Genomic DNA, 19,677 nt, shown 5'->3' on the forward strand with positions numbered 1-19,677 from the left:
AATAATTTTATAAAATTTCATAATAATATAAAAAACATCGCAATCTTTATTGATTCAAAAATAAATATTTAATAAATAAAAAAATAGATTACATCATAATAATGATGATTAATTGATTATATTCTATATATCAAAAAAATTTTAAAAATTAATATAATATCATTGTACTATTTTAACATAAATTTTTAAAATTTAATCAAAAAGAGAAAGATAATGAATGATTGTATACATACTCCTATGATTCAACAATACTTAAAAATTAAAGCTAAATATCCCAATATGCTACTATTTTATCGAATGGGTGATTTCTATGAATTATTTTATGATGATGCCGAACGCGCATCTCAACTCCTAGAAATATCTTTAACTAAACGTGGAAAATCAGCTGGTAAACCAATTCCTATGGCAGGTGTACCTTATTATAATATTGATAACTATTTAGCCAAATTGATACAATTTGGTGAATCTGCAGCAATTTGTGAGCAACTTGCTAGTTCTTCACAGAATAGCGGATTAGTTGAGCGTAAAGTTGTTCGTATTATTACACCTGGCACTATTAGTGATGAATGTCTATTACAAGAACAAAATGAAAATATAATAGCATGTATTATAGAAGATCAATGTAATTATGGTTATGCTAATTTAGAGATTAGTTCTGGTAATTTTCGTATCAAAGAATTAGTTAATTTTGATATTTTAGCTATAGAATTATGTAAAACTAACCCTTCGGAATTATTATATCCTGAAAATTTTAAAAATTTTCATTTAATTAAAAATTTTCGTGGTTTAAGAAGTCGTCCATTATGGGAATTTGAAATTGACACTGCATACCAACAATTAACTTTACAATTTGGTACTAAAGAATTAAAATGTTTTGGTGTTGAACAAGCTTGTTTAGCTTTAAGAGCAGCTGGTTGTCTATTACAATATGTAAAAAATACTCAATGTACTGAATTATTACCTCATATAAAATCAATAACATTAGAACACCCAAAAGATCACATCATAATTGACTATGATACATGTCGTAATCTAGAAATTATAAGCAATTTAGACGGTGGAACAAAAAATACATTGTATGAATTATTAAATAAAACATCAACTTCTATGGGTAATAGGATGTTAAAAAGATGGTTGCAAAAACCAGTCCGTAATATTGCAATTATTAATCATCGTCAGGAATCCATTTTAGAATTACAAAACTCATATAAAACAATCCAACCTATTTTACAACAAATAGGAGATATAGAACGTATACTAGCACGCATATCCCTTCGTAATGCAAAACCTCGTGATTTCGTTAGAATACGTACCGCTTTCCGACAATTACCTCATTTAAAAAAAATTTCATCTAATTTTAAAACAGAAAAATTAAACGCAATATTCAAACAGATAGGAGAATTTAAAAAATTATGTAATTTATTGGAAATAGCGATAGTAGAATTTCCTCCTATACTTATTCGAGATGGAGGTGTTATTGCTAAAGGTTATAATGAAGAGCTTGATAAATGGCGTGATTTAGCAAATGGTGCAAAAGATTATTTAGAGCAATTAGAAATAAAAGAACGCAAAATATTAGGATTAGATTCATTAAAAATAGGGTATAATTCTATATATGGTTATTATATTCAGATCAATAGAAACCATATTAATAAAATTCCAAAACATTACATACTACGTCAAACATTAAAAAATATTAATCGTTATATCATTCCTGAATTAAAAACATATGAAAATAAGATAATAATTTCTAAAGAAAAATGCTTAATTTTAGAAAAATATTTATATGAATCAATATTTGATTATTTTATACCTTATATTGAACTACTACAGCTTAGTATTCAATCATTAGCTGAACTTGATGTTTTAACAAATCTCGCAGAACGTGCTTGGAATCTTAATTATCATAGACCTAAATTACAACAAAATCCTATAATAAATATTACAGATGGTCGTCATCCAGTTATAGAAAGTGTATCAACAGAACCATTTATTCCTAATTCACTATTGTTATCAACAGAAAATAGAATGTTAATTATTACTGGACCAAACATGGGTGGCAAAAGTACGTATATGCGTCAGACTGCTTTGATAGTATTAATGGCTTGGATTGGAAGTTTTGTACCAGCTAAAAAATCATTAATAGGAAATTTTGATCGTATTTTTACAAGAATTGGAGCATCAGACGACTTAGCCTCTGGAAGATCAACTTTTATGGTTGAAATGACAGAAACAGCAAATATTTTACATAATGCAACTAATAACAGTTTAGTTCTTATGGACGAGATTGGCAGGGGTACTTCAACTTATGATGGATTATCTCTTGCTTGGTCATGTGCTCATTATATAGTAAATAAAATTAAATCTATTACATTGTTTGCAACACATTATTTTGAACTTACATTTTTAAAAAATAACATGCAAGGAGTAATCAATGTATACTTTGATGCTATAGAATATGAAGATAATATAGCATTTATGCATACTGTTAAAAAGGGAAGCATGAATAAAAGTTATGGTTTTTCTGTTGCTTTATTAGCTGGTATTCCTAAGGAACTTATTAAGTTGGCAAAAGATAAATTAAATGAGTTAGAGATGGAAAATTATCATTTTCACTCTAACTCAACAACTAGTAACCTTCAAAAACAAACAGTAGAAAAAAGTACATCAATCACAAATATAATAAAACAAATAAATCCAGATAATTTAACGCCACATGAAGCTCTTGATTTGATTTATATTTTAAAATCAATAATTTGACTTATATACTTATATTGTTAATACTTAAATAATATATGCAATAATGTATATGTTATTAAAATAATTAAATATATTATGTTCTAAATAAAGATTCAATATTAAGACCATGAGATTGCAATATTTCACGAAGACGACGTAACCCTTCGACTTGAATTTGGCGAACTCTTTCTCGAGTTAAGCCAATTTCACGACCAACATCTTCAAGAGTCGATGCATCATATCCTAATAAACCAAAACGACGTGATAGCACTTCTCTTTGTTTAATACTCAGTTCAAATAACCATTTAATAATACTTTGCTTCATGTCATCATCCTGAGTAGCATTTTCAGGACCATTATCCTTTTCATCTGCTAAAACATCTAACAATGCTTTTTCAGAATCTATACCTAAAGGCATATCAACTGAAGTAATATGTTCATTTAGTTTTAACATCCGATTTACATCATCAACTGGTTTATCTAATTTCTCTGCAATTTCTTCTGCGCTTGGTTCATGATCAAGCTGATGAGAAAGTTCACGTGCGGTACGTAAATAAACATTTAGTTCTTTCATAATATGAATAGGTAAACGAATAGTACGAGTTTGGTTCATAATTGCTCTTTCTATAGTTTGACGAATCCACCAAGTAGAATATGTTGAAAAGCGAAAACCACGTTCTGGATCAAATTTTTCCACAGCACGAATTAAACCGAGATTACCTTCTTCAATTAAGTCTAGTAATGCCATTCCTCTATTGCTATAACGACGAGCAATCTTAACTACTAAGCGCAAATTACTTTCAATCATGCGACGACGAGAAGGAACATCACCCTTTATTGCACGACGTGCAAATAAAATTTCTTCCTCTGCAGTTAACAAAGGAGAATAACCTATTTCACCAAGGTATAGCTGTGTTGCATCTAAAATACGTTGAGTAGTTCCTGGTAATATTTCTTCTTCAAGAATTTCTTCATCTCCTGATTCAGTTTCAATAAAATTATTATCATCAAAAATTTCACTTTTGATTACTTCTTCAATCTCTATATGTTCATGATGTTCATGTATTTTATTTAATTTAAGTATATCCTGACTCATAACTAGGTCCTACCCGTGGTAAGGCAAAAAACTATTTTTGCCCGATTAACGCTGTAATAATTAAAACAACGATTTACGGATTTTTCCTTTTAGGCTTTTAACTAAATTATTCATAATAGCAATATCCTTATAGAACTTAATTTTTATATTTTTCTAACCCATATTATTGTTAATAATTCTTAAAAGAAGATTAAGGGTTATCAATAATTCATCAAATAATTTTTAGGATACTATGTAAACATAATATTATTCATAATATAAATACATTATCCTTTATTAAATAAATAATTTACAATACCGATTTAATAATTTTATTTTTACAACATCAATTATCTATATAATTTATCTACATCAATATTTTAAGAAAAAATTAATTGTATTAAACAATCCATTTTGTAATAAAAATATTTTAAATTAATAAAATTCTAACAAATGTATTTAATAAAATTAAATACAAGCTTTTTTTATTTTATTAATGTAAATTTTACATGTTTTATAATATTTAGACTGTTAATTATGATTAAATTTGTTTAATAATTTATATCTATATAAAATGATACGCCAGTTCATTTTATAATTATTTTTTTTTAAATACAAGTAATCGTGATTAATATTCTATAACTATTAAATTATTAATTATAGTTATCGTTAGACTTTATTGGAATTAAAATTTATATGATTTTTTATATAAATTTTTTAATAAATTTATATAAAAATTATTAAAATACTAATTAGATAGTATTTAAAATCTGCTTGTCTGAAATGATAAATAAATTTACATTGATAAAAAAGATGATATATTATTAAGACGTATAAAAAATTATTAGCTGAAAAAAACTAGTGATAAACAATATAATAAAAATATTTTTTATTGATATCAATTATTTAATAACAAAACTATTGCCTCACATGCAATTCCTTCACCACGACCTATAAAACCTAATTTTTCAGTTGTAGTAGCTTTAATATTCACTTTATCTATTTGACAATTAAGGTTTTTTGAAATATTAATGCACATTTGATTAATATAAGGTAAAAGTTTTGGAACCTGTGCTATTATTGTTAAATCTATATTTCCTATAAAATAACCTTTTAAAACAATATATTTCCAAGTTTCACGCAATAAATAACAACTATTAATTCCTTTAAAACGTAAGTTATCATCTGGAAATAAATTTCCTATATCTCCCATAGAAGAAGCTCCTAAAAGAGCATCGATTAGTGAATGTAAAACAACATCACCATCAGAATGTGCTATCAAGCCATATTTAAAATTTATATTTACCCCTCCAAGAATAAGGGGTTTAACACCACCAAAAGCATGAACATCAAAACCATGACCAACACGCATTATTTAATATCCTGTGAAAAATTTTTATTAATATAAAACTCTGCTAATAATATATCTTCTGGATAAGTTACTTTTATGTTATCGTTACGTCCTTGAATTAACATAGGGTAATAACCGCAATATTCTAATGCAGAAGATTCATCGTTAACATTTATACCTTCTTTTAAAGTTTTTGTTAAACAAAATTTTAATAATGAATAAGAAAATAATTGTGGTGTTAAAGCGCGCCATAAATTTTTGCGTTTTACTGTTTTGTTAATAATATTTTTATTATGTTGACTAAGTTTTAGTGTATCAACTACAGGTGTAGCTAAAATACCGCCAATATTACTTTTTTCACGTATTTGTATTAAATTAGTTAGATCATTTATATGTAAGCAAGGTCTTGATGCATCATGTACTAATACCCAATTTGTAGTACCATATGCAGCCTTTAGTCCTGATAATACCGATTGAGCTCTAGTTTTACCGCCTATAACACATATTATTTGATTATTATGAGATAAAGGTAGTTTATAAAAATATTGATCATTATAATTTAAGACAACAATAATTTGTTTAATATGAGGATTAGCAAGCAAGTTAAGAATACAGTGTTCAATAATAGTATATTGACCAATAATTACATATTGTTTTGGATATTTGATTTTCATACGTTTACCAATACCAGCAGCCGGTACTATAGCTACAATATCTTTTTTACTAAATAAATTTTTCATTTTTTCAATAGTAGTAATTTTTATTTTGATAGTTAACAAATGATTTTTCAAACATTAAATTTAACAATATCTTTTAATAAAATTGTTTAATTAAAAAAGTTTGTATTAATTAATACTGAAATATCAAATATTATTATAATAGTTTTTATATATTTTATTTAAAATTAAATAATATTACGACTATTAAGGAATTTTATTAACTTATCAACTAATGTGCTAACTGGTACTTCACCGTTTAATTGAATTTCTGGTTTCTCTGGAATTTCATAACTACTATCAATACCAGTAAAATTTAATAATTTTCCAGAACGAGCTAGTTTGTATAACTTTTTGGGATCTCTAGATTCACAAATAGATAGAGGAGTATTTACAAAAATTTCAATAAACTGATTTTTATTGAATAAATTTCTTACAATTCTACGTTGTTTCCGACAAGGAGAAATAAAAGCAGCAAGAACTAATAAACCAGCATCTACCATTAATTTTGCAACTTCACCTACACGACGTATGTTTTCTTTACGATCAAAATTATTAAAACCAAGATCACTGCATAATCCATGACGTAAGTTGTCGCCATCTAATAAATAAGTGTTAATACCAATTTGGTATAATTTTTGTTCTAAATAACATGCAATAGTAGATTTGCCTGATCCAGATAGTCCAGTAAACCATAATAATATTCCTTTATGTCCATTTTTCTTTTCTCTTAATTCTCTAGTAATAATATACTGGCGCCAAAATGTATTTTTATTTTGTTGCATTATGTTTATTTCGCCAATAAATCACGTACATGCCAATGTGGAAAATGGCTACGCACCAAAGAGTTTAATTCTATTTCAAAATTGCTATATTTATCTTTGTAATTATTCAAATCATATTTAGGTTCGATAATCATTCCTGCACCCGTAGTAGCATTACTGATACGGTCTATAAAAATTAAACCTCCAGTTATTGGATTTTGATCATATCTGTCTATAACTATTGGTTCCTCAAAAAGTATTTTCACTAAACCAATACTATTTAATGATAAGCTATTAACTTTGTATGTTTCTAAAGAATTTATATCGATTTTATGTATTATATTTTCTACATGAATAACGACTTTTTTACCAGCTATTTTAATGTAATAACTTTGCTGTTCTTTCATACATTTTTCTGACATCCACACAACATTAACAATAGCAGACTTTGCTGACATGATATTAGTATTAACATCTACAATTAAATCTCCTCTACTAATATCAATTTCTTTTTTTAAAATTAAAGTAATTGCTTTACCTGCGGTAGCTTCTTTTAAATCACCATCAAAAGTTACAATGCGTTCTATAGTTGATTTAATACCAGATGGAAGTACTCTAATACTTTGTCCAGCTTTTATAATTCCAGATGCTAAAGTACCAGAATAACCACGAAAACCTGCTCTAACATAATTCACATATTGAACTGGAAAACGCATAGATTGGTTTTTCATACAATTATTTATATTGATATTTTCTAATATATCCAACAAAGAAAAACCATTATACCAAGACATTTTTTCACTCTTAACTACTATATTATCACCTCTAAGAGCTGAAATTGGAACAAAATTTATATCTAAATTTTGTGATATTTTTTTTGCAAAATTTAGATATTCTTGTGTGATATTATCAAATATGTCTGAATTATAATTAACTAAATCCATTTTATTAATAGCTACTATTAAGTGTTTGATATTCAATAGAGTAGATATGAAACTATGACGACGAGTTTGATCTATTATTCCTTTACGTGCGTCTACCAATATAATTGCTAGTTGACAATTTGATGCACCTGTTACCATATTGCGTGTATATTGATCATGTCCTGGTGTATCCGCAATAATAAAATTACGTTTTACTGTAGAAAAATACCTATATGCTACATCAATTGTAATTCCTTGTTCACGTTCAGCTTGTAATCCATCAACAAGTAATGCTAAGTTAAGTTGTTCACCTTGAATATTATAACGTTTACTATCAGTATAAAGTAATGATAATTGATCTTCATATATATAACAACAATCATGTAATAAACGACCAATCAAAGTACTTTTACCATCATCTACACTACCACATGTAAGAAAACGTAATAAATCTTTACTTTGTTGTGAAAATAACCAAGCTTTTATGCTATCTTTTTTAATTATCTGCTTTGTATCTTCAACTATAGTGCTCATATAATATTCCTTAAAAATAACCTTGTTTTTTTTTCTGTTCCATTGAATTTGATTGATCTATGTCAATTAAACGATCTTTACGTTCACTAGTTTTATATAACAATATCTCTTCTATAATATCTTCTAATGTTTGTGCTTTAGATTCAATAGCTCCAGTTACAGGCCAACATCCTAGTGTACGGAAACGTACCATAATTTTTTCTATTAATTCATGTTCTTTAAGATTAATTCTATTATCATTTATTACAATAAGCATATTATCTCTTTTAATTACAGGACGTAATGCAGAAAAATAAAGTGGTACAATTTCAATTTTTTCTAAAAGAATATATTGCCAAATATCTAACTCAGTCCAATTAGACAAAGGGAATACTCTAATATTTTCACCTTTATTAATTTGTCCATTATAATTATTCCACATTTCAGGTCGCTGATTTTTTGGATCCCAACGATGAAATCTATCCCTAAAAGAATAAATACGCTCTTTTGCTCTAGACATTTCTTCATCACGGCGTGCACCCCCAAATGCTGCATCAAATTTATACTTATTTAATGCTTGTTTTAGTGCATCTGTTTTCATAATATCAGTATATTTTGTACTACCATGTATAAAAGGATTTATACCCATTTCCACACCTTTTATATTGCGATATACTATTAACTCAGCTCCTATTGAATTTGTAGTACGATCACGAAAATCATACATTTCATTAAATTTCCAACCAGTATCTATATGCAATAAAGGAAACGGAATAGTCGAGGGATAAAAAGCTTTTTGTGCTAAATGTAACATCACAGAAGAATCTTTACCGATAGAATACATCATTACCGGATTTACAAATTCTGCTATCACTTCTCGAATTATATATATGCTTTCTGCTTCTAATTGATATATATGATTTAGTTTCTTAAAATCCATGCTATTGCCTCATGATAAATTAATAATAGAAGATTCACGAAGTTTATATTGAACGATGCCATCAAACCAAGCTAACTGTTTATGAAGACTAACTACATCTCCAATTACTATGAGCGCCGGAGTAAATGCAGATGCTGCTAATGATCCTAATTGTTCTAGAGTACCAATTAACACTTGCTGATCATTGCTTGTTCCTTTACTAATAACAGCCACAGGAGTAGATTTGACAAAACCTTTGTCGATTAAAACACTACTAATTTCGCTTGCTTTTATAGTACCCATATAAATTACTAATGTTTGTCGTTTTTGCATGGAGTAATCAATATTAATAATATTTTTCTTTAAATTACAATGACCTGTAATAAATACTACACTATGTGCATAATCACGATGAGTTAAAGGAATGCCCGCATAAACAGTAGCACCTATAGCTGCTGTTATTCCAGGAACAACTTGAAATGGAATACCAGCTTTTTTTGCAGCTTGAAGTTCTTCACCCCCTCTACCGAAAATAAATGGATCTCCACCTTTTAATCTAACTACATATTTACCTTGCAATGCTAACTTTACTAACATTACATTAATTTCTTGTTGTGACACAATATGGGCACCGAAACTTTTGCCTACACTGATAAGATCAGCATCTCTACGTACTAATTCTAATACTTCTTTACTAACTAAATTATCATATAGTACTACATCAGCTAATTGGATTATCTGTAATGCACGTAAAGTTAATAAACTACTATCTCCGGGTCCAGCACCTACCAGGGCAATTTTTCCTTGATTATCTAATTTGTTTTGTAATTCATTATGTAAAATAAATTTTGCTTTATTTAAATTGCCTTGCGATATTTGATAAATAAATGCTCCATTAAACATACGTTCCCAAAAACGACGTCTGTCTGATAAATAGGTAAAACGTTCTTTAATTTTTTTTCTATATTGACCTGCTATTAATGCTATTTCGCTAATATTTTTAGGTAATAAGGCTTCTAATTTTTCACGTAATATTCTTGCAAGTACAGGAGATGTTGCACTTGAAGATATTGCTATTAATATTGGAGAACGATTGACAATAGCAGGAAATATAAAATTACAATTAGATTTATCATCTACTATATTAACTAATTTATATCTAATATTAGCCTCTTGATAAATTTTTTTATTAAGAACGTTATCATTAGTTGCTGCTATTACTAAAAATACTTTATCTATTTGTATAGGATCAAATTTAGTAGATATCCATTCGATGTTATATATTGTTATTAATTTTCTTAGTTCATTACAAATATTACTAGCAACTATTTTTATATGTGCACCAGCACGATGTAATTGTTCAATTTTTCTTTTAGCAATAATTCCTCCACCAATTACTAAGACTGGACGACAATTTAAATTAACAAAAATAGGTAAATAATTCACTTTAACCTTAATATTAAAATATTTTGTTAATTTAAATTATACTTATATGTATTTATTGAAATTAAATGATGAATTAGCATTAGTAGTTACTGAAGAGAATAAATGGGAATATCCTAAATTGATGAGATACTTTAATTCAAATAATCCTAATACATTATTAATAAATAGGATTTTAATCTTCGTGAATCCCGCATTCACGCTTTATTCCAAAAAAACGTGTTTCTTCTTCTTTCATACCTGGTTTCCAAGGTTGTGTCATATGTACATCACCTACTGATAAGTAACCTCTATCCCACAAAGGATGATATTTCAGGTTATACTTTTTCAAATATTTATGAACTTGTCGATTATCCCAGTCTATAATAGGCAATACTTTAAAAATACCACGTTGAATTTGTAATATAGATAAATCTGATCTACTAATGGATTGAGTACGCCTTAATCCGGAAAACCAAGTTTTTATACCTAAAGATTTAATAGCATAATTCATAGGTTTTATTTTGTTTATCAGATTATATTTATTAATACCTTTTATACCTTGTGTCCATAATTTACCATAACGCATTTCTTGCCAAGCTGGTGAAATTTCAGATCGAAAAATATGTAAATTTAAATTAAGTTTATCAACCAATTCATCAATAAATTGATATGTTTCCGGAAATAAATATCCAGTATCTATTAGTACTATTGGAATATTAGGTTTTAAACTTGTAATTAAATGTAAAGAAACAGCAGATTGAATACCAAAACTAGAAGACAATGCATATGTACCTGGTAAATTTTCTAACGCCCAAATAATACGATCTTTCGCTACAATAGTTTCTAATTGTATATTAATATCATCTAATTTTTTTTTACACTCTGCTTGTGGTATTTTATTAAACACTGAAAGATCTAATTGAAGCATTTATTTTATTCCCAAAAATCATTTGCTGGATTTAATACTGGTTTTATTATTCCAACTCTTATTACAAAATCACCAAAATCTTCTTCATGATAGCTTTCTTTAGACCATTGTTCTATTAATTCAGAAATAGTAGCAATGATTTCAGTTTCATTGATATTTTCACGATACATTCGTGCAATTCTTGTACCTATCCTGTTACCTCCAATATGTAAATTATAGCGACCGATTGCTTTTCCTACTAAACCAATTTCAGCCAACATAGCACGTCCACAACCATTAGGACAACCAGTAACACGTAATATTATATATTTATCTCCTACACCATAAGATTGCATGATATTTTCAATTTTCGTTACAAAACTTGGCAGAAAACGTTCAGCTTCTGCCATAGCTAAAGGACATGTAGGAAATGATACACAAGCCATTGAATTTTTTCTCTGCAAAGATATATTATTTATTAATCCATATCTGTATGCAATTGATTCTATTTTCTGTTTTTTGTCTTCTGATATACCAGTGATAATTAGATTTTGATTGGCAGTTAAAAGAAAATTACCGTTATGAAATTTTGCTATTTCATTAATACCTGTTTTTAAATGATATCCTGGATAATCAAGGATACGCCCATTTTCAATAAATACAGTTAAGTGCCATTTGTTATCTATACCTTTGATCCAACCAATTCTATCACCACGACTAATTATTTTATAAGGGTAACTTGGTTTAAACTCCATATTAGCACGTATTTCTATCTCTTTTTTAAACTTTTCAATACCTACACGATCTAACGTATATTTTGTTCTGGCATTTTTGCGATTACTTCTATTACCCCAATCACGTTGAATGGTAACAACTGCAGTAGCTACTTCTAGTATATTGTCAACTGAAATGTAACCAAAATCAGTAGCGGTACGAGGATAAGTATCTTTATTACCATGTTCTATCGATAAACCACCTCCTATCAATACATTAAAACCAATTAATTTACCATGTTGTATAATAGTTATAAAATTAAGGTCATTTGCATGTAAATCAACATCGTTATAGGGAGGAATGACTATTGTAGTTTTAAATTTTCTAGGTAAATATGTTTTACCTAAGATAGGTTCTACATCTGTTGTATCTATCATTTTATTATCTAACCAAATTTCTGCATAAGCTTTAGTACGAGGTAATAAATGTTCAGAAAGTTTTTTTGCTAAATTATAAACTTTTTGATGCAATTTTGATTCAAGAGGATTTGAAGTACAGAGTACATTACGATTCACATCGTTAGCGGTAGCTAATGAATCTAGACCTATTTGATGCAATATTTTATGACTTAGTTTAATATTCTTTTTAAGAATGCCATGCAATTGAAACGTTTGACGATTCGTTAAACGAATGCTGCCGTAAATAGTTTTATCATTAGCGAATGCATCAATAGCTAGCCATTGTTGTGATGAAATAATTCCCCCAGGTAATCGACAACGAAGCATTACAGAATGTAATGGTTCTAATTTTTGTTTTATACGTTCAGTTCTAATATCTCTATTATCTTGTTGATACATACCATGAAAACGAATTAATAGAAAATTATCTCCACTAAAACCACCAGTTATTTCGTTTTCAAGATCTTGTACAATAGTACCACGTAAGTAATTACTTTGTTCTTTTACGCGTTCCGCGTCTTCTAATTTTCCCTTAATAATTAAAGGATTTTCTAAAAAATTTGCAGTCATTAGTAAATGTCTCGTTGATAACGGTGTTGAATACGTAATTCACTTAAGAAATGTTCAGCTTTTTCAATGCTCATTTTACCATAATTAACAATAAGTTCTAATAACACTTTTTCAACATCTTTCGCCATATTATTAGCATTTCCACAAACATAAATATATGCACCTTCTTTAATCCAATACCATATATCCATACCGTTAATACGAATTTTATCTTGTATATAAATTTTTTCAGATTGATCACGTGACCATGCTAGATTGATTTTATTTAAAAAACCTTTTTTTACATACTCTTGCCATTCTATTTGATATAGAAAATCTTCTGTAAAACGAGGATTACCAAAAAACAACCAATTTTTACCAGAAGCATTATCATATGCACGTTGTTGCATAAATGCACGAAAGGGAGCAATACCAGTACCAGTACAAATCATGATTATTGGTACTGTTTTATCTAGTGGCAATCGAAAATTGTTGTTGCTTTCAATAAAAACCCTCATATTATCTTCTTCTATGCGATTAGATAGCCAAGTAGATGCACCACCACCGCGAATATAATCATCAATTTTAAAATTAACTATATTAACGGTAATATGTATTTCGTTTTCAACTTCAGATTGTGCAGAAGCAATAGAATATAGTCTGGGGGTTAGAGGACGTAATATTTTGGTTAACTGTTCTGCTGTTAATTTAACAGGTGTTAAACGCATCATATCTACAATTGGATAATTACTTACATATTTATGTAATTTATGTCTATCATGTATGATAGACAATAAATTTTTATCATGTGTTAAAATAGCGTATCTTTCAACTATTTTACTGCTATTTTTTGTTAAATCGTAATGATTTTTTAAAGCTTCTTTAATCGATATAATATTATCATTAACTTTAACAGTTTCTTCACCCTTTAAACAAATAAAATTTAATATTTCTGTAATCAAATTATCATCATTTTCATACCATATACCGATTGAATCACCTGGATGATAAACCATTTTGGAATTATTTATATCAATTTCAATATGACGAACATCTTTATCTGAATTGCGGCCTGTAATTTTTTGATTTAATAAACAAAAAGCATTGAAAGGATTTTTTCTGTTGTAATTATTAATATGTATTTTTTGTTGGTTTATTAAATTTTCTTTTTTTTGATCTAAACAGTTGTTTTTTATTTTGTTCTTAAGATTTTTTTTTAACAAATTAAACCATATTTTTATTTTATCTTCGTAGTCAATATCAGCATCAACTCTATCAATTAAACGTTTTGCACCTAATATTGCAAACCTATGATCAAAATCTTTTCCTGCTTGACTAAAAAATTCATAAGAACTATCTCCTAAACCAAATACTGCGAAATAAGTACTGTTCATTTTTGGAGCTCTTTTTGACATTAAAAATTTATATAATGCCGCTGCTTCTTCTGGAGGTTCACCTGCACCTTGAGTAGAGATTATAAGCAATAATATTTTTTCTTGATTAATCTTTTTAAACTTATAATTACCTGCATTAATCAAATTTACATTAAATGTATTTAATTGAAGTTCTTTATAAAGCCATTCTGATATTTTTCTAGCATTACCAGTTTGTGATGCGGATAGAATTGTTATAGTTGATATTTCTTGTTGTATAATTATATTTGTTTTTTTATTTATATTTTGATTAACTACACCCCATAAGTAACCTGAAACCCATAGTAGCTGGTTATCTGATAAATCTTTTATAATTGAATTTAATTGATTTAATTGTTCTAAGTTAATTGGAGTTGTAATATTTGAAGTTAGTGATTTATTATTCATTGAATTAAAAGCTTCACTATTTATTAAATTTAATTGCAAAGTTTGATATAATAAAATTAAAATTAGCAAATTAAAATTTAATATTTAAATAAGCCTTAAATATATTAAATAACTAAAATGTTAATAAAATAATTTACTATTAATTATCTGAATAATTGTATTCACAGATATTTAATTATATATTATGCAATTAAATTTTTAACATATAATAATTATATTTAGCATCAATTACTATTAACAAGATAAGTATCATACATGTCAATAACATTATTTAAACAATTCAAATTTGAAGCAGCACATTCTCTACCTTATGTTCCTATTGAACATAAATGTAGCAGGATACATGGACATTCATTTGTAGTAAAATTAGAAATTACTGGAGAAATAAACAAGAATACAGGATGGGTAGTAGATTTTTCTGAAATAAAAAATGTGTTTCAGCCAATTTTAAAAATCCTCGATCATCATTATCTCAATGAAATACCAGGATTAGAAAATCCTACGAGTGAAATATTAGCAAAATGGATTTGGAATAAAACAAAACCAAATTTCCCTATTTTAAGTGCAGTTATAATAAAAGAAACATGTACATCAGGATGTATATATAGAGGATAATATCATGATATTATCCTTTTATTAAAAAGAGATTAATTTATAAATTTATATTTAATTTTAATATATCTAAAAGGTTTTAATCATAATAAACATACAATATAATTTTAATAATAAAATTATATTGTAATTATTTAATACTTTATAACACTTATAATTTATTTAGATTATAAGTGTTATATTTGATCGAATAGTTCTAAATATCATTTAACATTCAGGTACTTATGTACTTGAATGGATAGATGCCAATTGCGTATTAGACAATATTGTATGCAAATATTAGTTGCTGTATTACTACAACTAACAGGTTGTAAAGAAATAATCCGCTTTTTATTATTTTTTATATTTGATAATAATGTATCTAAAATATTAATATCACTTTCTCTTTCTATAATAAATTTAATTTCATTAGATCTATTAATTGCTTGCATTAATATTTTATTACCATTATGTGTATTTAATTTTGGTGAAACAGTCACCCAAGTATTTTTTGAACAATAAATTTTATAAGTACCACTAGTTTCTAATTGACAGTAAAATCCATCTTTTTCTAAAGCGATTGTTAATGGACGAAGATCAAAAATTGAAGGTTCACCTCCTGTAATAACTATATGATTTGTATTCCATTTTTGTTGTTTTATTGTCTGTACTAAAGTTAAACAATCTACATTACACCAAATATTATTTTCTTTATCTTTAAATAAAATATCTTTTAACAAACCTGTTTTATTTTTTAACTTTTTCCAGGTATATTTAGTATCACACCATCTACAATGTATAGTACATCCTTGAAAACGAATAAAAATAGCTGGAATACCTGTATAAAAACCTTCTCCTTGTATAGTATGAAATACTTCGTTAATTGAATAAATCATTATTTACTTTGATATAACAAAAATAGTGTTTGTTTTTTGAAGTATAACAATTAATAGCTATAGCTAGCATGATTATTTATATTTTCTTCAATACGAATTAACTGATTATATTTAGCTATACGTTCTGAACGACTTAATGATCCAGTTTTGATTTGACCTGCTGAGGTACCTACAGCTAAATCAGCAATTGTTGTGTCTTCTGTTTCACCTGATCTATGAGATATTATTGTTTTATAACCAGAATCTTTTGCCATCTTAATAGTTGCTAAGGTTTCAGTCAATGAACCAATTTGATTGAATTTTATTAATATAGAATTAGCAATTCCCTGATTTATACCTTCTTTAAGAATTTTAGTGTTGGTTACAAATATATCATCACCTACTAACTGAATTTTATTGCCTAAAATTTTTGTTTGATAAGCAAATCCTTTCCAATCAGACTCATCTAATCCATCTTCAATTGAAGTTATAGGATATTTTTCAGTCAGTTTCTGTAAAAAACCAGTAAAATCATTAGAATCAAATATTTTATTTTCACCTTTTAAATAATACAAACCGTCTTTGTAAAATTCTGAAGCTGCACAATCTATAGCTAAAGTAACATCTTTACCTAAAGTATAACCAGTAATTTCTACTGATTCAATTATAATTTCTAAAGCTTCATTATTAGACTGTAAATTTGGCGCATATCCTCCTTCATCTCCTACATTCGTACTCATACCTTTTTTCTTAAGAACAATAGATAATTTATGAAATATTTCTGCACCTATACGAATAGCTTCTTTAATACTTTTAGCTCCAATAGGTTGAATCATAAATTCTTGTATATCTATATTATTATCAGAGTGTTTTCCACCATTAATTATATTTATCATAGGAACAGGCATGGAATATTGTTTTGGAGTATTATTTAATTCAGCAATATATTCATAAAGTAATAATCCTTTTGAAGCAGCAGCAGCTTTAGCTGTAGCTAATGAAACTGCTAAAATAGAATTGGCACCAAGATTGGATTTGTTTTCTGTACCATCTAAGCTAATCATAATATTATCAATGTTTGCTTGATCTCTAGCATCCTTATGCTTTATCGATCCTCCTATAACGCTATTAATTAAAGAAACAGCCTTTACAACACCTTTTCCAAAAAAACGAGATGCATCACCATCACGTAATTCTAAAGCTTCTCTTGATCCTTTAGAAGCACCTGATGGCACTGAGGCTAAACCAAAACAACCGTTTTCTAAATGTACTTCTGCTTCTATAGTAGGATTACCGCGTGAATCTATAATTTCACGACCGATTACTTTTATTATTTTAGACATTATAGTATTCCTTAGTATTAAAACGATAAAAACAAACAAAATAATATTGTTTATTGATTTTGATATTTGTAAGCTGCCTTAATAAAATACTTAAATAATGGATGACAGTAACGTGGATTTGATTGAAATTCAGGATGAAATTGACATGCAATGAACCAAGGATGATTCGGAATTTCTATTACTTCAACTAGTTTATTATTTTTGGAACGTCCAGTAATTTGTAAACCTGCTGCTTCAATTTTACTTAACAACAAATTATTTACTTCATAACGATGTCTGTGACGTTCAAAAATAATATCAGAATTATAAATTTGCCTTATTTGACTATTTGGTAGCAATATACATTGCTTACTACCAAGTCGCATATTACCAGCCAATATACTGTTTTTTATACCAAAATTATTATTTTTTTTATTATAGTGTTTTATCATTGATACTACTGGGTATTTGCAATGTGGAGCAAATTCTGTAGAATTTGCTCCTTTAATGCCAGCAACATTACGAGCAAATTCCATGATTGCTAGTTGCATACCTAAACAAATACCTAAATAAGGGATATTATTTTCACGTGCATATTTTATAGTGACCAATTTCCCTTTTATTCCACGATAACCAAAACCACCTGGTATTAAAATTGCATCTAAATTTTTTAACAATGATATACCATATAATTCAATATCTTTAGAATCAATTAATTTTACATTAACAGTTACTTTATTTTTTAATCCGCCATGTTTTAGTGCTTCGATAACTGATTTATAAGCATCTGGTAAAGCAACATATTTACCTACAATTCCAATTGTAACTTGACCTAAAGGATTAGATTCTTCACGAATTACTCGATCCCATTCTGATAAATTTGCTTCTGGTACTTTTAATTTAAAAAATTTACATATATAATTATCTAATCCTTGAAATTTTATCATACCAGGTATTTTATAAATAGAATCAACGTCTTCTAAAGAAATAATAGCTTTTTTAGGTACATTACAAAACAAAGAAATTTTAGATCGTTCATTTTCGGGTATTCTCTTATTAGAACGACAAATAATAACATCAGGTTGAATACCAATTGAAAGTAATTCTTTAACAGAACGTTGTGTTGGTTTGGTTTTTAGTTCATTAGCTGTAGATATATAAGGTACTAAAGTAAGATGTATATACATAATACACTCACGACCAATATCTACTGACATTTGACGAATTGCTTCCAAAAACGGTAAAGATTCGATATCACCTACAGTACCACCAATTTCAACTAAGATAATATCATAACCTTCTCCTCCATTAATGATCTTTTCTTTAATAGTATTAGTTATGTGAGGAATTACTTGAATTGTAGATCCTAAATAATCTCCTCTACGTTCTTTAAATAAAACTTCTGAATATATTTGACCAGTAGTAAAATTATTTTTACATGACATTTTACTATTAATGAATCGTTCATAATGACCAAGATCTAGATCAGTTTCAGCTCCGTCTTCTGTAACAAATACTTCACCGTGCTGATTAGGATTCATAGTTCCAGGATTCACATTAATATATGGATCCAATTTTATTATAGTTACGTTAAGAGAACGAGCTTCAAGTACAGCTGCAATAGATGCTGTTGTAATACCTTTACCTAGAGAAGAAATAACTCCGCCGGTTATAAAAATATAATGTTGTATCATAATAAATATTTAAAAGTTAGAGTTAAAAAAGTGTGATAACCAAGACGGGATAATATTATATATCAAATATATTTTAGTCACAATTAATTACTATTTTGTTTAGCGCTATTTAATATTTATTATTTTCGAAATATTTTATTTTTTAAATAAAATAAAGTTATTAATAAATTTGAATTTTTAGTTAATTTCTAAACTATTTAGAGTAGTTATTGCGATAAAAAAATATATTAATTGGTACAAAATAATTATAATTCATAATATAAATACTATATATTCTTTTTCAAAAAATATTGAGTGCATGTTATTTAAAAAACAGATAATA

At 27.3% G+C, this 19,677-nt stretch carries 15 protein-coding genes; 2 read left to right on the plus strand and 13 right to left on the minus strand.

Translation table 11 applies throughout. The annotated features are described in order from the left end of the window. The first annotated feature begins 213 nt into the window (after positions 1 to 213). Positions 214 to 2,760 (plus strand): DNA mismatch repair protein MutS, encoded by a 2,547-nt coding sequence (gene mutS / locus CRV12_RS02965; protein ID WP_136131157.1) that lies wholly within the window; start codon positions 214 to 216, stop codon positions 2,758 to 2,760. Between the two features lie 73 nt (positions 2,761 to 2,833). Here the strand turns inward: mutS and rpoS are convergent, their stop codons facing one another. The 10 genes from rpoS to cysJ all read right to left on the minus strand — a co-directional run bounded on the left by rpoS (position 2,834) and on the right by cysJ (position 14,873). After that, the gene (gene rpoS, locus CRV12_RS02970; protein WP_136131158.1) at positions 2,834 to 3,835 is read right to left on the minus strand and encodes an RNA polymerase sigma factor RpoS; all 1,002 of its coding nucleotides are present in this window, start codon (positions 3,833 to 3,835) and stop codon (positions 2,834 to 2,836) included. Positions 3,836 to 4,712: 877 nt separating this feature from the next. After that, the gene (gene ispF / locus CRV12_RS02975; RefSeq protein WP_136131159.1) at positions 4,713 to 5,186 is read right to left on the minus strand and encodes a 2-C-methyl-D-erythritol 2,4-cyclodiphosphate synthase; all 474 of its coding nucleotides are present in this window, start codon (positions 5,184 to 5,186) and stop codon (positions 4,713 to 4,715) included. After that, positions 5,186 to 5,905: a 2-C-methyl-D-erythritol 4-phosphate cytidylyltransferase gene (ispD, locus tag CRV12_RS02980; protein WP_136131201.1), complete on the minus strand. Its 720-nt coding sequence runs from the start codon at positions 5,903 to 5,905 to the stop codon at positions 5,186 to 5,188. Before ispD ends, ispF begins: the two co-directional genes overlap by 1 nt. A gap of 164 nt (positions 5,906 to 6,069) precedes the next feature. Then, entirely contained in the window at positions 6,070 to 6,669 is a 600-nt protein-coding gene (cysC, locus tag CRV12_RS02985) for an adenylyl-sulfate kinase (RefSeq protein WP_420022063.1), read from the minus strand. A gap of 2 nt (positions 6,670 to 6,671) precedes the next feature. After that, positions 6,672 to 8,102 (minus strand): sulfate adenylyltransferase subunit CysN, encoded by a 1,431-nt coding sequence (gene cysN / locus CRV12_RS02990; RefSeq protein WP_136131161.1) that lies wholly within the window; start codon positions 8,100 to 8,102, stop codon positions 6,672 to 6,674. 10 nt (positions 8,103 to 8,112) lie between these two features. Then, positions 8,113 to 9,021 carry a sulfate adenylyltransferase subunit CysD gene (cysD, locus tag CRV12_RS02995; protein WP_136131162.1) on the minus strand — a complete coding sequence of 303 codons (909 nt, stop codon included), beginning with the start codon at positions 9,019 to 9,021 and terminating at the stop codon, positions 8,113 to 8,115. Between the two features lie 9 nt (positions 9,022 to 9,030). Beyond that, positions 9,031 to 10,446 (minus strand): siroheme synthase CysG, encoded by a 1,416-nt coding sequence (cysG, locus tag CRV12_RS03000; protein ID WP_136131163.1) that lies wholly within the window; start codon positions 10,444 to 10,446, stop codon positions 9,031 to 9,033. A gap of 172 nt (positions 10,447 to 10,618) precedes the next feature. Next, entirely contained in the window at positions 10,619 to 11,353 is a 735-nt protein-coding gene (gene cysH / locus CRV12_RS03005; protein ID WP_136131164.1) for a phosphoadenosine phosphosulfate reductase, read from the minus strand. A gap of 5 nt (positions 11,354 to 11,358) precedes the next feature. After that, a complete protein-coding gene (gene cysI / locus CRV12_RS03010) occupies positions 11,359 to 13,074 on the minus strand; it encodes an assimilatory sulfite reductase (NADPH) hemoprotein subunit (protein ID WP_136131165.1) in 1,716 nt (571 codons plus the stop codon). Further along, positions 13,074 to 14,873 (minus strand): NADPH-dependent assimilatory sulfite reductase flavoprotein subunit, encoded by a 1,800-nt coding sequence (gene cysJ / locus CRV12_RS03015; RefSeq protein WP_136131166.1) that lies wholly within the window; start codon positions 14,871 to 14,873, stop codon positions 13,074 to 13,076. Before cysJ ends, cysI begins: the two co-directional genes overlap by 1 nt. Positions 14,874 to 15,128: 255 nt before the next feature. On the opposite strand from cysJ, the gene queD reads away from it, so the two are divergent. Then, positions 15,129 to 15,488 carry a 6-carboxytetrahydropterin synthase QueD gene (gene queD, locus CRV12_RS03020; RefSeq protein WP_136131167.1) on the plus strand — a complete coding sequence of 120 codons (360 nt, stop codon included), beginning with the start codon at positions 15,129 to 15,131 and terminating at the stop codon, positions 15,486 to 15,488. 200 nt (positions 15,489 to 15,688) lie between these two features. On the opposite strand, the gene queE is transcribed toward queD, so the two are convergent. From queE to CRV12_RS03035, 3 genes are read right to left on the minus strand one after another with little or no spacing between them, the layout of a single operon-like run. Then, the gene (gene queE / locus CRV12_RS03025; RefSeq protein ID WP_136131168.1) at positions 15,689 to 16,360 is read right to left on the minus strand and encodes a 7-carboxy-7-deazaguanine synthase QueE; all 672 of its coding nucleotides are present in this window, start codon (positions 16,358 to 16,360) and stop codon (positions 15,689 to 15,691) included. A 50-nt stretch (positions 16,361 to 16,410) separates the two neighbouring features. Further along, positions 16,411 to 17,682: a phosphopyruvate hydratase gene (eno, locus tag CRV12_RS03030; protein WP_136131169.1), complete on the minus strand. Its 1,272-nt coding sequence runs from the start codon at positions 17,680 to 17,682 to the stop codon at positions 16,411 to 16,413. A 50-nt stretch (positions 17,683 to 17,732) separates the two neighbouring features. Continuing rightward, positions 17,733 to 19,355, minus strand: a complete 1,623-nt coding sequence (locus tag CRV12_RS03035) for a CTP synthase (protein WP_136131170.1) — start codon at positions 19,353 to 19,355, stop codon at positions 17,733 to 17,735. Positions 19,356 to 19,677: the final 322 nt, after the last annotated feature.

This window comes from Candidatus Pantoea edessiphila (genome assembly GCF_002933315.1).
GTDB lineage: Bacteria > Pseudomonadota > Gammaproteobacteria > Enterobacterales > Enterobacteriaceae > Pantoea_C.

What these genes read in the sequence shown, in the direction of transcription:
- queD (WP_136131167.1), top strand. Translation starts at nt 15,129, where the DNA reads ATGTCAATAACATTATTTAAACAATTCAAATTTGAAGCAGCACATTCT.
- ispD (WP_136131201.1), bottom strand. Translation starts at nt 5,905, where the DNA reads ATGAAAAATTTATTTAGTAAAAAAGATATTGTAGCTATAGTACCGGCT.
- cysJ (WP_136131166.1), bottom strand. Translation starts at nt 14,873, where the DNA reads ATGAATAATAAATCACTAACTTCAAATATTACAACTCCAATTAACTTA.
- cysI (WP_136131165.1), bottom strand. Translation starts at nt 13,074, where the DNA reads ATGACTGCAAATTTTTTAGAAAATCCTTTAATTATTAAGGGAAAATTA.
- cysN (WP_136131161.1), bottom strand. Translation starts at nt 8,102, where the DNA reads ATGAGCACTATAGTTGAAGATACAAAGCAGATAATTAAAAAAGATAGC.
- ispF (WP_136131159.1), bottom strand. Translation starts at nt 5,186, where the DNA reads ATGCGTGTTGGTCATGGTTTTGATGTTCATGCTTTTGGTGGTGTTAAA.
- cysD (WP_136131162.1), bottom strand. Translation starts at nt 9,021, where the DNA reads ATGGATTTTAAGAAACTAAATCATATATATCAATTAGAAGCAGAAAGC.
- cysH (WP_136131164.1), bottom strand. Translation starts at nt 11,353, where the DNA reads ATGCTTCAATTAGATCTTTCAGTGTTTAATAAAATACCACAAGCAGAG.
- eno (WP_136131169.1), bottom strand. Translation starts at nt 17,682, where the DNA reads ATGTCTAAAATAATAAAAGTAATCGGTCGTGAAATTATAGATTCACGC.
- rpoS (WP_136131158.1), bottom strand. Translation starts at nt 3,835, where the DNA reads ATGAGTCAGGATATACTTAAATTAAATAAAATACATGAACATCATGAA.
- mutS (WP_136131157.1), top strand. Translation starts at nt 214, where the DNA reads ATGAATGATTGTATACATACTCCTATGATTCAACAATACTTAAAAATT.
- queE (WP_136131168.1), bottom strand. Translation starts at nt 16,360, where the DNA reads ATGATTTATTCAATTAACGAAGTATTTCATACTATACAAGGAGAAGGT.
- CRV12_RS03035 (WP_136131170.1), bottom strand. Translation starts at nt 19,355, where the DNA reads ATGATACAACATTATATTTTTATAACCGGCGGAGTTATTTCTTCTCTA.